The organism is Bacillus cereus group sp. MYBK79-1 (assembly GCF_051915365.1).
Lineage (GTDB): Bacteria > Bacillota > Bacilli > Bacillales > Bacillaceae_G > Bacillus_A.
Map to the genome: position 1 here is coordinate 574,617 of NZ_JBQAEO010000001.1, position 15,280 is coordinate 589,896.

Genomic DNA, 15,280 nt, shown 5'->3' on the forward strand with positions numbered 1-15,280 from the left:
ATGCATAGTTTATTAAAAAATATAATTGTTAATTTTTTCCTTCATTACTGGAATATCTTCATTCGTTACTGTAAAGCGAATCACTTTCTCGTCAAGATCAAGCGCTTCTGCAAATAAACCTGCTAATCCACGAGATTTTCTGTCTACTTCCATAACAATCTCTAGGCGATCATAAGCACTTGGTAAGATTAACAATTCTAGTTCATCTAATTTCCCATAATACTCTCCGGAAACAGGAACAAACTCAAATTCTTGTGCAAATGGAACTTGTTTACGTAATCGATACGGTAATTCTTCACACTCTATATGACGCGCTTTAAAACCTAAATGATTTACACTCTCTAATACACTATTTAATAGTGCATTTGGCAACACTTGAATGTAATCACGATCACTTGGGTCTATACTGCGTTTAATATCAAGGCCTGTATGTACCCAAACTGTTTTCATTCCAAGTGTAAGCGGCGTTTCAACTGGCATTGTAAATGAAAATGGAATTTCTTTTTTTTCATTCGGCTCAACAGAAAAAGGTTCTGTTAAACGAACACGCTCTAAATCATACGTTGCCGTTACTTTTTTATCATCAACTTCTCGTACATACGAAGTTGATAACGTTAAGTAAATGCTTTCAATTTGTTGGCTAACTGAACCACCAGTTATATGAACCTTCCCTAGTATCTCTTCTCCAACAATATACTCATCTTTTTCAAGAACTGTATCTACTTTTGCATTACCAATACCAACGCTTGCTAAAAATTTTTGAAACATGGATCCTCCATCCTTTCTAAAGCAAAAGCTACATCTTTTTTTAATTCTTGTACATTCTCATAGTACGGCGTTTTTATTTGTAACATGCGCATAAGCATTTCACGGTTATAATTTTCCAAAGTTAATTCGTCATACCATGGTTTTTCATGTTTTTCATTAGATTCATAGCCTGCATATAATAAAAATAATGAGAAATGACCGAGTGCATAAAAATCACTACGAAAGTGTACTTCTCGCATCAAAGCTTGTTCACCTTCATAAGTTGTAGCTCGTTCATCACCTTCACCTTTCAATTTAGCCAATCCAAAATCAATAATACTAATTTCGTTTTCTTTAATTAATATATTGGGAATGCGTAAATCTCGGTGAATAATACCTTCACTATGAAACACAGATACAATATCTAATATTTCATATAAAATTTTAAAAACTTCACGTTCTGTATATACATGCCCATCTAAGAAAATATAATCTTCGAAATTTTTACCAGGCATATATTCCATCACGAAAAAGCTTTTTTTCTCCCATACGAAATGATCATATAAACTAGGAATTGCATGATGATTTAATGTTTGTAAAATCATTTTCTCTTGTTCAAATGATTTTCTACCAGACTCATACCTTTGTTTACTTTGTCTTAATTGTTTTAAGACTTTATTTCTATTTATTTGTAAATCATTAACGACATATGTAACCCCATAACTGCCCATTCCAATTACTGATTCAATTTTATAACGTTCTGCAACGATTGTATTTTTTCGCAGTGGTCTATCAAATAAAGCTAGTATACGACGCCATTTCATCAGCTACTTGAAAAGAAGCTACGGCTTTTACGTTTTCTTTTATAATGCTGATGCCCATAACCAGATGAACGTCGTTTATAATCGCTACTTGAATAAGAGCGACCTCTATGACGATAATCACTACTAGAATACGAACGATTTTTTTTCCTACCTAATAAAGAATCAATAATTTTCTTGAACATCCCTTCACCTCTTGAGTAAAATTTTCTTTTAATTATACCAATAATTTCCGACTATATTTGTGACAAGTTTGTAAAGAGTAAAAAACGACGAGTTAAGCCCGCCGTTACTTTCACTCATCCTCTTCATCAAACACTTCATCAATCATACATTTCTCTAATAAATACTCGAATGTAATATCTGCGAGATCTTCAATTTCTTCTCGTTTTGGGACGTATCCTCTTTCAATTAGTTGCTCATAAAAAAACTCCGCAATCTCTTCCGTATCAATTACGACTTCAATTTCCTTCATGAGCATCACTCCTTTATTTCTGTTTTATGAAAAAATCTCAAAAATATGTATATGAGATTAGAAAAATAGTTTTTATTTTTTTATAGGTCATATCTTTAGGACGAGGTTCATACGATGGTAGTACAAGCTATCAAAAAGGGGGATTTAATTATGGAATACCAATATGAGGAAAAGCAAGAAGTAGGGCAAACAAAAGAAGAGTTCATGCATGAAGATCAATGGGCAGACTCTCTTATTAAATGGCTTTTTATTTTTTTAATAATTGTAGGCATACCTTATACTGCATATGTTGTTGTTCAATTCATTCTCTCTTTCTAGTTAACTATTTTTTCTCTGTCAATTTAACTAAATAATTATGAACAACATCCATAACAATTTTGTATTCTTCATCTTTAAATATATCGAATAACAATTGATAATCGTTATAAATATCAAGTAATCCATCAATGATTTCTTGACGATTTGTCTTAACACTCACTTTTTTTGAGTTGTTAATTGACTTTAATTTTCCTAAATCTAATTTATTCATACCAGCTTTATCTTGTTTCATTTTCTTCAAAATTGCATTTGCGGTTTGAGCATTGGCAAGTAACGTTAAATCCGACTCATCTGCTTCTAACCATTCACCATCCGTAATTCGTGACAATTCATATATGGTATCTTCCCATGCGTCATTTTTATATCTCCATACTTCTGTACGAAAACCAACAATTCGAAACACATCTTTATCATATCCTGTTACTTGCACTAGATCACCAAATGTGAAATTATAATTTAATTCAATCCACTCAGTTTCACCTTTTTTCATATCTTGCTCTGAAACGTGCTGCAATGTTTGCTCTACGTAAAACCCATCGTGATTATTGACTTCGTATACGTAAACTCCATCTAAAATCTTCATATTTGTGATTTTACCAACGGTTCCATATAGCGTAATCACGACTATGTCCCCTACGTTATATTTAGGTTGCTTTTTTCTTGCCATCTATATCTCTCCTTTTTTTGACGTCGTGATTTTGATAACAGTATATGCAACCTACATAAAAACGCTTATCACAGAAGCGTATATTCATAAATTTTTTAATAAAAAATATCACCGTATAAAAAAATTATTTACAACGTAAAAAAAGCTAGCAAATAGACTAGCTTCACGTCAAAAATTTCATATAGTTCTTTCTTATCTCTCTTGTATGTATAAATCCCAAGCTTCATCAAATATAGACATACTTTCTAGCATTCCACTTAACTCTAAGTATGAACTAATTTCATCATAATCTTCAGATTGCTTCGGAAAGCTTAAATCATCATACATTGCTTCTGCTAAATTCGATACTTCATTACTAAATAAAGCTGCACGATGCTTCATCATATAGTGGTAAAATGTCTTTTTCAAAAATATTCCCTACCTTTCTAACTTGGATACATTATACAAGGCAAAAAAGAAAAAAACCAGCATAAAAGCTGGTTAAAAGTCGAAATAATTTCTTTTTAATAGACGTGGTCTTCCCATTAATTCTTCATACGTTAGTTGTTTTGGTAAATCTTTCGTATAAATTAGGAACAATTGATCTTCTATTTCTTTCACTGTTTGATCTGCTTGATAGTCCATACCGCATGAGGAACAAGAAATGCATGGTGTCTCTTGGATTTCAATGGCTTTCGTACCATCTGGCAATTCCCAATATACAGTATTCAAGCTTTCTTTCGCTTCTGTACTGTCACACCACATACAATTCATACTGCATCACCCTCATTTTTTTTGTCGTTTTCTTCTAATTTAGCCATTTGCGATTGATACTTTTTATCTTTAAGTTGATCGCGCTTATCACGTTTATCTTTTAGTGATGCATGAGTGTCATTATCTTCATAGTCTTTACGGCGGCTCATACGCTGTAAGTCGTCTGGAACAAGGTTAAATTTCTTATCACTCATAAGACCTGCGATACCAACATCTGAACGCTTTTCTTCGTAGTTTGGATAGATTTCTTTGAAGTACCCTTCTGCTCTTCCTGGGATATAGCTCTCTGGCTCTGGATACGTTGTAATAACACCTTCAAAGTTACGAAGCACAACTTTATCTGCACTTTGCGAGATTAAATAGTTTGGTTGAAGCGCAATTTTCCCGCCTCCTCCTGGTGCATCAACAACGAATGTTGGAACCGCATAACCAGATGTATGACCGCGTAAACCTTCAATAATTTCAAGACCTTTAGATACTGGTGCACGGAAATGACCAATACCTTCAGATAAGTCACATTGATAAATGTAGTATGGACGTACACGGATTTTTACTAAGTCATGCATAAGTTTTTTCATAATTGGAACGCTGTCGTTAATACCAGCTAAAATTACTGCTTGGTTTCCGATTGGAACACCAGCATTCGCTAGCATTTCACATGCTTTTTTCGACTCTTCTGTAATTTCAATAGAAGTATTGAAATGTGTATTCAGCCATACTGGATGGTATTTTTTAATAATGTTACATAAGTTTTCTGTAATACGCTGCGGGAATACTACCGGCGCTCTCGTTCCGATACGAATAATCTCGACATGCGGAATCTCTCTTAAATTTTTTAATACATATTCTAAAATTTTATCGTTAATAAGAAGACCGTCACCACCAGAAATTAATACATCTCGTACTTGTGGTGTATCACGAATGTAACCAATTGCATCATCTAATTGTTTCTTCGGCACACCCATTCCAATTTGTCCACTAAAACGACGGCGTGTACAGTAACGACAATACATAGAACATTGATTCGTTACTAAGAATAATACGCGGTCTGGATAACGATGTGTTAGACCTGGAACTGGTGAATCTTCATCTTCATGAAGCGGATCTTCTAAATCATATTTTGTTTTATATAACTCTTCCGAGATCGGTACAGATTGCATCCGAATCGGACAGCGTGGGTCATCAGGATTCATTAGCCAAGCATAGTACGGTGTAATATTTAACGGGATCGTTTTTGTTGAAATTTTAACGCCTTCTTCTTCTTCAGGTATTAAATTAATCACTTTCTTTAAGTCATCCAAAGTTTTGATCGTATTCGTTAATTGCCAAACCCAGTCATTCCATTGTTCTTCAGTAACATCCTTCCACAACTCGATATCCTTCCAGTGACGATTTGGTTTGTATACATCATGTAACATTGCTATTCCCCCTTTTTATACGCTCATCCTTTATATAAGCAATAGTTATGCCAACTTTACATTATTGATAAGTAAATGTACGGAGAACGCTATTACATAAGCGAAAAAATATTTGTAAGCACTGTTTGAAATCCATACATACTATCATATTCATTACTTTTTATATATGTAAACGCTCTTTTATTGGTGCAAACACACAAAAACCGCCAATTATTCGGCGGTTTTGTCGTACTTACTCAGTTTATATTGCAGCGTTTGGCGAGGGATACCTAACATTTTTGCAGCTTGTAATATATTCCCTTCCGTTTCAATTAACGCTTGATCTATTAATTCCTTTTCCGTTTGACGAAGTGCTTCTCTAAGTGGCAATATGCTCTTCTTCTTTGGCAGATTCTCTTTTCGAAACGTACGCGGTAAACAATTGGCTGTTAGTGTATCCCCTTCTGCAATTATGACAGCATGTTCAATTGTATGTTTTAGCTCCCGAACATTGCCAGGCCATTGATAAGCTTGTAGTCTTTCTTTTGCTCCCTTATCCATTTGAAGTACACCTTTTTTATAACTTTTATTATATTCGTTCAAAAAATAAGACGCTAATAATAATACATCCTCAGTTCTTTCACGTAGCGGCGGAATATATAATGAAAAGACATTTAATCGGTAATATAAATCAGTACGAATTTTATTCTCTCTTAAACATACTTCTGGGGGCTGATTCATTGCAGTAATAACGCGAACATCTACTTTTCTCGTCTTATTATCACCAATTCGACGAATAACACCATCTTCTAATACACGTAGCATTTTCGCTTGTAAATCGAGAGGCATTGAATTCAGTTCGTCTAAAAACAATGTCCCACCATCTACAAGTTCAAATAATCCCGCTCGTTCAATTGCCCCAGTATAGCTACCTTTCGTCGTTCCAAACAATAAACTTTCTAATAGCGACTCTGGCAAAGCTGCGCAGTTTTGTGCAATAAATGGCTTGTTCTTCCGTTTAGAAGCTTCATGAATCGCTTGTACAAATAATTCTTTACCTGTTCCTGTTTCCCCATATATTAAAACATTTGCATCAGTTGGCGCTACTTTTTGTGCTAATTCTTTCGTCTGTTTAAACCGAGCATCGTTCGTCACAATCGTCTCAAACGCAAAATGCTTTTTGATTGGTTTTTTTCTAGATGACCGCTTTATTTTTGATTGCAAATCTACAATTGTATCCGTAAGTTTTTGAACGGTGGAATAATCCTTTGCAATTTCTACAGCTCCAGCAATATTTCCATCTATAAAAATAGGTAACGTCGTATTTACTGTACAAATGTCTTCCCCATTTAAATTTTGATAATGCTGAACTTGATGAACGATTGGTTTTTTTGTATCTAACACTTTCATCAACGTACTTGTTTCCCTAGATAAAGATGGAAACGCTTCTAACAAATGTTTACCTAACACTTTTTCAATTTTTGATCCATCGTGTTTTGCAGCTACAGTATTATAGAAAATTGTAATACCATTTTCATCTACTGCGTGTATAGCCTCATCAATACTGCCCAAAATCGCTTCAATGACTTCTTGTGTCGAAACTGCTAGCAATGTCATCCCCCCTTTTGCCGAAAATCCAGCAATCACATGCCAGATTTTCGGCATACCTATATGCGATTATAAGCATGACGATTCCGTTCTATTTTTTATACCGTACTACTTAGACAAATCTTTCACCCATATATTCATATCTTCCAGCTTATCGAAAATGTAGCAATTGTTCGCCAGTCTTCCTGTATACGTATAACCTAACTGATGAAAGGCCGCATTCATTCCGAAAGAAAGCGATCGAGCAATTGTATAGGAGCAGAAAATCGATTTTTCTTGCAGTTCTTCTTCTAACTTAATTAATAAACTTTTCATAAATCCATGTTTACGATATTCGGGTAAAGTAGCACAATTCGTTAATTCTGCATTTCCTTCTTTTATATTCATTTCTGCAGATGCTGTACTAATTATTTCCCCATCAAATTCATATACATAGTAAATTGTATCGTCTTCTTTCATCGTTTGTTTTACATAACTCGCTTCGTTTAAAGGAGTAGGATAAACTTCAAATACTTTTCCAAATACAGCTGCTAATTCTTCTGCATCCTCTTCTGTCGCTTTTCTTAATAAAAATTTCTCAGGGACTATTTTTTCCTTTACTTCTTTTTCTTTTACACCGCTTAAAATGGTATCTTCCTCAGCCCAATGAATACTATTTCGTCTTTCATCATTATTAAATTTCACGAAGAAGTATGCATCATGACCTTGAAAATAATGTGGTATCGTTGCTTCTAATAAAAAACCGAAAGAGAGCCATGTTGAAACATGCTCTCCCTTTCCTTTAACAATACATTTAGTGAAAGAATGTTTCTCTGCTAATTCATCAATTGTTTGGATAATCCTCTCAATATTTCCTGTGTAGTGATCTACTCGAATACGTTTATTAAAATAGTCCAAAACGCCTTCTACTGTATAACCGTTCGTCTGCTCTCTAAAAGATTCATAGTATTTCATTTTTTCACCTCACACCAATCTAGTAATGTACATGCAATAATTTTTGCGGCAGCTATCATTTTATCAACTTCTATATATTCGTTTGGATAATGTGCTACTTTCGTTTCTCCTGGGCCAAATACTATCGTTGGTACACCTGCGATTTGTGTAAATAAACCTCCATCAGTCCCCCACGGAGATGCTTCAATAATTGGTTTGTTCCCTTCGATTTCAACAAAGTTATGCCCGAGTGTTGTAATTAACTCATGATTTTCTTCTAGTTCACCAGGAACCCATCTCGCACCAAACCATTCTACTTCTACTGGATTTTCAACAAACCAATTGTCCACATCATTTAATTCAGCGATCCAATTCTCAAACTCTTCTTTTGCTGCCTCTATAGTCTCATTCGGCGCAATACCGCATCTTCCTTCTAAAATTAACGAATCTGGAACAGAACTTGGCCAGCTCCCGCCTTCTATTTTCCCAATATTAATTGGAATTGGAATCGGGATTCCCTTGAATAATGGGTCTGTAATTCGGTCATTTCTCTTCACTTCCAATTTTCTCAAATGCTCTACAACAAACATACTTTTTTCAATTGCACTTACTCCTTCATAACGCGTTCCACCGTGTGCTGCTTTCCCTTTCACATGTAGACGAAACCACATGGATCCTTGTTGTTTCGGGAAAAACTTCATATTTGTTGGTTCTGGAATAATAACACCATCCGCTTTATATCCTCGTAATATAGTCGCTAATGTTCCTGCCCCGCCGCTTTCTTCTTCTATTACACTTTGAAAATAAATATCTCCTTTTAATTCAATACGAGATTCAATAATTGCTTCCATCGCAAGCATAAGTGCGACATTGCCGCCTTTCATATCCGTTGTTCCACGACCATATATACGATTTCCTATTTTCTCACCACTATAAGGGTGATGGTCCCACTGATTCACATCTCCTTCTGGTACAACATCTATATGCCCGTTTAATATCATAGATTTCCCGTCGCCGCTCCCTTTAAGGGTTGCTACAATGTTGGGGCTATCTGAAAAATTTGTACGCGGTGATACAAAATAAGGATGATCTTTCATTTTAGAAAATGAAGGCTCCCAAATATCAAGATCTAAACCTAGCTCACGTAATTTTTCAATTACAATTGCCTGCGCACCACTTTCATCACCAGATACGCTCTTTTCTTGAATTAATCGTTTTAAAAACTTTACGCTTTCCTCTTCATGACTCTCAATATAATCACAAACTTGTTTTTTTAATTGCTCCATATATTACATCTCCCCTCATTCAATTACTAGTAAGTTAGAGCCAATTTCAAACTCCGCTTCTGTATGTTTTTTTATATCTTCCACTGTGTACGGGCTCATTAATTCTTGTAAAATAAGTCCACTCGGCGTCACTTCCATAACTGCCATATCCGTAATTATTAAATCTACACATTTCTTTGAAGTTAATGGTAACGTACACTCCGAAACAATTTTTGCATTTCCGTATTTATCGACATGATTCATTACAACAACGACCCGCTTTGCTTTTTGTGCCAAATCCATCGCTCCCCCAATACCAGGAACGCGTTTTCCTGGAACGATCCAGTTAGCTAAATCACCATTCTCACTCACTTGTAATGAACCAAGAATCGTAATATCTAGTAAACCTTTTCGAATCATCCCAAACGCTGTGCAGCTATCAAAATAACTCGCTCCAGTAATAAGGGAAGTTGGCAAACCTGCTGCGTTACATAAGTTTTCGTCTTCATTTCCTTTGCTTGGCGTAGGTCCCATACCTACAATTCCATTTTCCGCATGAAACATAACGTTTATATCGTTAGGAAGATGATTCGGTACAAGCGATGGTATACCAATACCTAAATTTACAATCATACCATTTTGTATTTCTTTCGCTGCACGTCTAGCAATTTTACCTCTCACTTCTACGCCCATACCCATTTCCAATTCACTCCTTCCGATGGTACGATATAATTTACAAATACTCCTGGGACAACAATTTCTTCTGGATCTAAACTTCCGAGTGGAACAATTTCTTCTGCTTCTACAATCGTTATATCCCCGGCCATAGCAACGTGAGGATTCATGTTACGGGCGCTCTTATCAAACACAAGATTACCGAACGGATCCGCTTTTTTCGCATATACAATCGCAACCTCAGCAGTTAATGCTGTTTCAACTAAATATGTCTTGTCATTCATTTCAACTGTACGTTTTCCTTCTTCTACAATCGTATCAACACCTACATCAACTAATACACCTCCAAGTCCTACACCACCAGCGCGAATACGCTCTGCTAATGTTCCTTGAGGAGAAAACTCAATTTGTAATCTTCCTTCGTTTAGTTGTCGTCCTGCATTTGGATTTGAACCAATATGAGAAGTAATTAATGATTTTACCCTTTCATTCGTAACGAGACGACCAATCCCTACATCAGGAAATCCCGTATCATTTCCTATTAAATTTAAATTTGTAACTCCTTTTTCTAAAATCGCCTGTATTAAAGATGGAGGGGATCCAATCCCCCCAAATCCTCCAAACATTAATGTCATATCATCGTGGAACAAAGAAATTACTTCCTCTATCTCTTTTAATTTATCGAATGTATTCGTAATAGTTGTCATGCGATACTATGCCCTCCTTTTTGCATCATTTCTTCTACACTTTTTGCAAAAATTGAAAGTAATTCATCTAACTCGGAATATGTAGTTGTCATTGGCGGTGCCACAAGCAGTGCACTATCTTCTTTTCCTGCCTGCCCTGAAACAGCTTGGTATAAAAGAAGACCATTTTTAGCTGCAACCGAAATAAGTTCCGACGCCTTTGTAAACGATTGCAATTCTACTCCGATCAGCAACCCTTTCCCGCGTACATCAGCAATGATTGTCGATTGTTGCTGAACTTTCTGCAATCCTTTTATTAAATACTCTCCCTTTTCCGCTGTGTTTTCAGGTAGATTATGTTTCTCCATATATTCAATAACAGCTAGAGCTGTTGCTGCAGATAATGGATTTGCACTTAACGTATGCCCACTCATAACAGAACGTGATCCTCGTAAAATCGGCTCCATTACTCGGTCACTTACAACCGTCGCTGCCATCGGTGTGTATCCAGCTCCTAAACCTTTACCAAGTGTCATAATATCCGGTTCTACACCCCAATGCTCCATCGCAAACCATGCGCCAGTACGACCAAGCCCAGTCATTACTTCATCTGCAATAAATAAAATATCGTAATGACTACAAATATCTTTAATAACTTTATAATATTCTTTCGGCGGAACGACTGCGCCTCCAGCTGCTCCAATAATCGGTTCAGCGATAAAAGCTGCGATATGTTCTGCTCCAATTCTTTCAATTGATCTTTCTAGTTCTGTCGCACAAGCAAGCTGACAAGTTGGATATACCTTTTGCACTGGACATCTAAAACAATATGGTGCTGGAATAGTTGGATAATCTTCTAAAATTGACACGAAGCGTTGTCTGCGCAGTGGATGCCCAGACATTGATAAGGCTCCCATCGTAATACCGTGATAACTCATCCATCGTGACAAAATTTTATGCTTCCCTTGAATACCTCGCTCTTGAAAATGCTGAATTGCAATTTTCATAGCCGTTTCATTTGCTTCCGTACCGCTATTCACAAAAAAGCTCCAGTTCAAATCTCCTACACTTAAATCGCTTAATTTTTCCGCTAATTTTTCAGCTGGTTCACTCGTAAACTGTGATCTATAAACGAAAGCAATCTCCTCTGCTTGCTTTTTGATAACGTCCGCAATCTCCTTTACGCCATGTCCAATACCTGCCGTAATCGCCCCTGACGAGCCATCAAAATATTTATTTCCATTTTGGTCATACAAATACACACCTTTTCCATGTGAAATCATTGGATACGGCTGACCAACAAGTGGTTTAATTAAGTAATCGCGCATAGCGCTCCCCCATTTCTCCAATTTGTATATATATATGAAGAAAATTGACGTTTCTTTCATAAAAAAGAACCCTCTGCGAAAGCAGTGAATTTATCAAAAAACTATTATAAAATATACAAATGAGTGCTAAATATTATTTCAAAAACAGAAAATTCGGAACTTAGAACGAAGACCAACCCTTATCTATGCTCAAACACCCTCCCTTATATAAAATTAACGCTTCACTAAATATTTTTTAACATAATGCCAGCTTCCCTCAAATGCCGACATTGTGTAAACTTCGACGAAACTCCCTTTAAACTCCTTCCTAATATCTTACTTTACATTGCATATTTTCAAACAATTCTCGACAATTAATCCTACTAAATGCATAGCAATTATTTTTATAGTAATCTATATTTCACATACATTCTCCATTGTTTTAACAATAAAAAAAGAACCGATTAACCACATTAATCAGTTCGGTACGACGCTCTTTTATCGGTTAATACTGTCACTTTCCAACATAAATAGAAAAAAGAATGTTACAAATTCAAAATTCATCCTACAGCCTAAAGCACAAAATCGTCCATAACTCCATTCACAATTCCTGTCGGGATATCTCCATCCCAAGCTTCTATTCCTTTCCTCATTTTCAAACTACCTTTCCTTTATAATTTATGTAGGACAATTATCACTTTGTATGTGTATTTGCCCATAATTTAAAAAATCCTCTAGTTTCCTAAGGATTTTGGGACATGTTTTCGATATGTTAATTGATACGTTCTTAAGGTTTTTTATTTTGAAATACACATTGTAATCGTTACATCATCACCCAATAAGGATGATCAATTGCTGTTTCCTCTAGAAATATATAACGCTCGTTCGCCTAACTACACTTATCCCTAAGCAATACTTTTTATTCACTTTCAACTTTCCTCCTTTAAAAAACAATTTTTTCGCATAACCCCGTTCTTGCTAAGCATATAGTTTTAATGATGACAAAGGAGGAATGTTCATGTCTCAATCTGAAATCGAAAAATATGGACAAGAAGCTGCACGATACGAACAGCTCGCTCGTTACTATCAATTTCATAATCCGAAAAAATATGTAGAACTATATATGAAATATTATGATGCGCTTACGAAACTTGTACAGGCATATGAAAAAAGAGATTCACAAGAAGCTGCTTTACCGTCACACATAAGGTTTTTTCACTCAGCTTCAAATACACCTGCAGTTGATATTTTAGTAAACGGACAAAAGGTTATTAAAAATATTTCTTTTAAACAATTTAGTCCCTATTTAACATTAGTGCAAGGTAAATACCGTATAGATATTGTCCCTGTAGGAAATGAAACTGCCGTCTTTTCAGCTTTAGTACCGATAATGGGAAATCACTCTTATACTTTTGCTGCAATAAATAGTGATAATTATCTACAATTACAACCTATGCTTGATAATACTCATTTACCAGCAGGCCAAGCCAAAATACGGTTTGTACATTTTTCTCCAGATACCCCTGTTATAAATGTAAGTTTAAAAGGTGGAGATCATTTATTTGAAAATGTACTCTTTAAACAAATAACAGATTTTTTAGAAGTTAGCCCAGGTACAGCAGATATTGAAGTTTCACTCGCAGATAATCCAAGGGTCTTGCTAACTATTCCGGATTTCAAAGTCGAACCGAATATCATTTATACAATTTCACTTTTAGGTTATTCAACGAAAGATCCTAAATTAGAAGCCGTTATACTTACGAATTAAAACAGTCTACACCATTTATTTGGTGTAGACTGTTTATTTTTGAAATGCAATTTGAAATTCTGTCCAATCGTTATCTGAACGACACATGATGGACCCATTATGTTTTTCTACAATTTGTTTACATACAAATAACCCAATACCAGTTCCTAATTTTTTAGTAGTTACAAATGGTTCAAAAATCGTTTCTACATTTTCAGCTGGAATCATTGGTCCATTATTTTTTATTACAATTCGAATCGATTGATCTTCTTCAAATACATCAATGATAATTTTTCTTTCTTCTTTCATTGATTCAAGAGCGTCAATTGAATTCATTAATATATTTAAAACTACTTGTCTCACTTCACTCCGATAACCAACAAGTGGAATTGGATACGGCAAATTCTTTTCAATTGATACATTTGCATTGACCAAACTCGGATATAAGAACTGTATAATATCTTGAAACAAATCATTAAGCCAAAATCGTTCTGATTCAGTCCACATTTCTTTTTTCGATACGAGTAAAAATTGTGAAATACGAAAATTTAATTGGTCTAATTCATGCGAAATAATATCTAAATACGATAAACTAGGATGATCGGCCTTTAATAATTTGACAAATCCCATAATGGAAGTAAGTGGGTTACGAAATTCATGTACAAAACTAGCTGACATTTGCCCTAAAATCGTCAGCCTTTCTTTATGTGTTTCGTTAATATATTGCTGTTTTTCCTCTAAATTTCTTGATATTATTTCCGAGTATTTTAAAACAGTATAATAAATTAATTTGTCAAAACAAGTATGTATTTGAGCCATAATTGGTTTCAATTCACGTGCGCTAACATCTAATTCACACATCGCTTCGAAAAGCTCATTTCTTCCCACGTTTGCATTATAAACAAAATCTCCAATATTCGCATCTGCTCCTGCACGTTCAATAGCAATTTTCTCGCATAATGGCTGAAGATAATCTATATCTTTTTCTTCCATAGTAAGTTCGATAATTAACTCTAATAAATCCTCCCCATTTTGAAATGCTTCTAGTTTAAATGGATCTTTATCGGAAATTATCATTTTGTTTTTCCAGTTCTCAACGAATTGGTGCCTGTTGTTTTTCAAGTGCGAACAAAATACTTCTTTAATATCCTTATCGATTGGAAAAACCTCCATTCCCTCCATTTCCATGCGACGAACACCCTTTATATTTTGAATATTAACACAAAAATCACGATTCGTTAATAGATTATTGTCACATTTTGTTAATATGTGTTGATAAAATTTTTAATGTCTTTATTAATTGTTTAGATTGATACATTCCATTTTCCTTCCTTTCACTCAAAGTTTTTTACATTCGATGAGACTTTTTTTGCATCCTGCTTCATTCTTTCGTACAATAGAAAATGAAAGGTGTGAAAAATATGGTAAATAAAAATGTGGAAGATTATCTCCAAGAAGGCATTTACGGCCAAAAGCAGAACAAACCAGAAGAACGTAATATGTATTTAACTACATTACGTGAGCGTGTAGAAATCGCTTTAACTATCGGTCAAGTAATGCAAAGTAATGTATATTCTGAAGTAGCTAGTAGCATGCGCTCTTCTCAATCATTACAAATATTCCTAAATGGTGGCATTGCTTACCCACATTTATCTAAATACATTAAATTAGCAAATGAAAAAAATGTTCCTTTTACAATTGTTCAAAATAAAGGTACAGAAACACCAATTGGTTTAGTATTATCTCATAGCACTGCTGTTGACAAAGAACAAATTTATGTAGAAGATGCTATTTTCAAACAAGAAATGAAGTAAAAGGTACACTTGATTAAATGAATTCATTCTGAGAAACGTAAAACAAACAATAAAAAAACGAGTATGG

General features: G+C 34.9%; 18 protein-coding genes. 3 read left to right on the top strand and 15 right to left on the bottom strand.

Translation table 11 applies throughout. The annotated features are described in order from the left end of the window. Positions 1-12: 12 nt before the first annotated feature. From ACTFOB_RS02990 to ACTFOB_RS03005, 4 genes are all read right to left on the bottom strand, one after another. Positions 13-768: a sporulation protein gene (locus ACTFOB_RS02990; RefSeq protein WP_440024419.1), complete on the bottom strand. Its 756-nt coding sequence runs from the start codon at positions 766-768 to the stop codon at positions 13-15. After that, positions 750-1,571 (bottom strand): serine/threonine protein kinase, encoded by an 822-nt coding sequence (locus ACTFOB_RS02995; protein WP_151630529.1) that lies wholly within the window; start codon positions 1,569-1,571, stop codon positions 750-752. Before ACTFOB_RS02995 ends, ACTFOB_RS02990 begins: the two co-directional genes overlap by 19 nt. Next, positions 1,571-1,753 carry a hypothetical protein gene (locus ACTFOB_RS03000; RefSeq protein ID WP_000473373.1) on the bottom strand — a complete coding sequence of 61 codons (183 nt, stop codon included), beginning with the start codon at positions 1,751-1,753 and terminating at the stop codon, positions 1,571-1,573. Before ACTFOB_RS03000 ends, ACTFOB_RS02995 begins: the two co-directional genes overlap by 1 nt. Before the next feature lie 110 nt (positions 1,754-1,863). Then, on the bottom strand, positions 1,864-2,043 hold the full coding sequence (locus ACTFOB_RS03005; protein ID WP_000658451.1) for a YozD family protein: 180 nt from the start codon (positions 2,041-2,043) through the stop codon (positions 1,864-1,866). 150 nt (positions 2,044-2,193) lie between these two features. On the opposite strand from ACTFOB_RS03005, the gene ACTFOB_RS03010 reads away from it, so the two are divergent. Then, positions 2,194-2,361, top strand: coding sequence for a DUF3930 family protein (locus tag ACTFOB_RS03010; RefSeq protein WP_087956367.1), 168 nt, complete (start codon positions 2,194-2,196; stop codon positions 2,359-2,361). A gap of 4 nt (positions 2,362-2,365) precedes the next feature. On the opposite strand, the gene ACTFOB_RS03015 is transcribed toward ACTFOB_RS03010, so the two are convergent. The 10 genes from ACTFOB_RS03015 to ACTFOB_RS03060 all read right to left on the bottom strand — a co-directional run bounded on the left by ACTFOB_RS03015 (position 2,366) and on the right by ACTFOB_RS03060 (position 11,673). After that, a complete protein-coding gene (locus ACTFOB_RS03015) occupies positions 2,366-3,028 on the bottom strand; it encodes a hypothetical protein (RefSeq protein WP_151630531.1) in 663 nt (220 codons plus the stop codon). A 192-nt stretch (positions 3,029-3,220) separates the two neighbouring features. Further along, a complete protein-coding gene (locus ACTFOB_RS03020) occupies positions 3,221-3,436 on the bottom strand; it encodes a YozE family protein (RefSeq protein WP_440024421.1) in 216 nt (71 codons plus the stop codon). A 72-nt stretch (positions 3,437-3,508) separates the two neighbouring features. Then, positions 3,509-3,781: a YokU family protein gene (locus ACTFOB_RS03025; RefSeq protein WP_000995761.1), complete on the bottom strand. Its 273-nt coding sequence runs from the start codon at positions 3,779-3,781 to the stop codon at positions 3,509-3,511. Then, positions 3,778-5,199 (bottom strand): lysine 2,3-aminomutase, encoded by a 1,422-nt coding sequence (gene ablA / locus ACTFOB_RS03030; protein WP_000902132.1) that lies wholly within the window; start codon positions 5,197-5,199, stop codon positions 3,778-3,780. Before ablA ends, ACTFOB_RS03025 begins: the two co-directional genes overlap by 4 nt. 210 nt (positions 5,200-5,409) lie before the next feature. Next, positions 5,410-6,795 carry an arginine utilization transcriptional regulator RocR gene (gene rocR / locus ACTFOB_RS03035; protein WP_440024790.1) on the bottom strand — a complete coding sequence of 462 codons (1,386 nt, stop codon included), beginning with the start codon at positions 6,793-6,795 and terminating at the stop codon, positions 5,410-5,412. 99 nt (positions 6,796-6,894) lie between these two features. Next, positions 6,895-7,740: a putative beta-lysine N-acetyltransferase gene (ablB, locus tag ACTFOB_RS03040; RefSeq protein WP_440024422.1), complete on the bottom strand. Its 846-nt coding sequence runs from the start codon at positions 7,738-7,740 to the stop codon at positions 6,895-6,897. Further along, entirely contained in the window at positions 7,737-9,005 is a 1,269-nt protein-coding gene (locus ACTFOB_RS03045; protein ID WP_440024424.1) for a peptidase, read from the bottom strand. The genes ablB and ACTFOB_RS03045 overlap by 4 nt, the downstream gene beginning before the upstream one ends. Before the next feature lie 15 nt (positions 9,006-9,020). Next, the gene (locus ACTFOB_RS03050; RefSeq protein WP_440024425.1) at positions 9,021-9,683 is read right to left on the bottom strand and encodes a CoA transferase subunit B; all 663 of its coding nucleotides are present in this window, start codon (positions 9,681-9,683) and stop codon (positions 9,021-9,023) included. Next, complete coding sequence (gene atoD / locus ACTFOB_RS03055) at positions 9,668-10,366, bottom strand: acetate CoA-transferase subunit alpha (RefSeq protein WP_046959335.1); 699 nt, start codon at positions 10,364-10,366, stop codon at positions 9,668-9,670. The genes ACTFOB_RS03050 and atoD overlap by 16 nt, the downstream gene beginning before the upstream one ends. Continuing rightward, entirely contained in the window at positions 10,363-11,673 is a 1,311-nt protein-coding gene (locus tag ACTFOB_RS03060) for an aspartate aminotransferase family protein (RefSeq protein WP_440024427.1), read from the bottom strand. The genes atoD and ACTFOB_RS03060 overlap by 4 nt, the downstream gene beginning before the upstream one ends. 997 nt (positions 11,674-12,670) lie before the next feature. Here ACTFOB_RS03060 and ACTFOB_RS03065 point away from each other — a divergent pair. Further along, positions 12,671-13,420 carry a DUF4397 domain-containing protein gene (locus ACTFOB_RS03065; protein WP_440024429.1) on the top strand — a complete coding sequence of 250 codons (750 nt, stop codon included), beginning with the start codon at positions 12,671-12,673 and terminating at the stop codon, positions 13,418-13,420. A 33-nt stretch (positions 13,421-13,453) separates the two neighbouring features. Here the strand turns inward: ACTFOB_RS03065 and ACTFOB_RS03070 are convergent, their stop codons facing one another. Further along, complete coding sequence (locus tag ACTFOB_RS03070; protein ID WP_413226533.1) at positions 13,454-14,587, bottom strand: BA2291 family sporulation histidine kinase; 1,134 nt, start codon at positions 14,585-14,587, stop codon at positions 13,454-13,456. Positions 14,588-14,820: 233 nt separating this feature from the next. On the opposite strand from ACTFOB_RS03070, the gene ACTFOB_RS03075 reads away from it, so the two are divergent. Next, complete coding sequence (locus tag ACTFOB_RS03075; protein WP_000247572.1) at positions 14,821-15,213, top strand: YueI family protein; 393 nt, start codon at positions 14,821-14,823, stop codon at positions 15,211-15,213. The last annotated feature ends 67 nt before the right edge of the window (positions 15,214-15,280 follow it).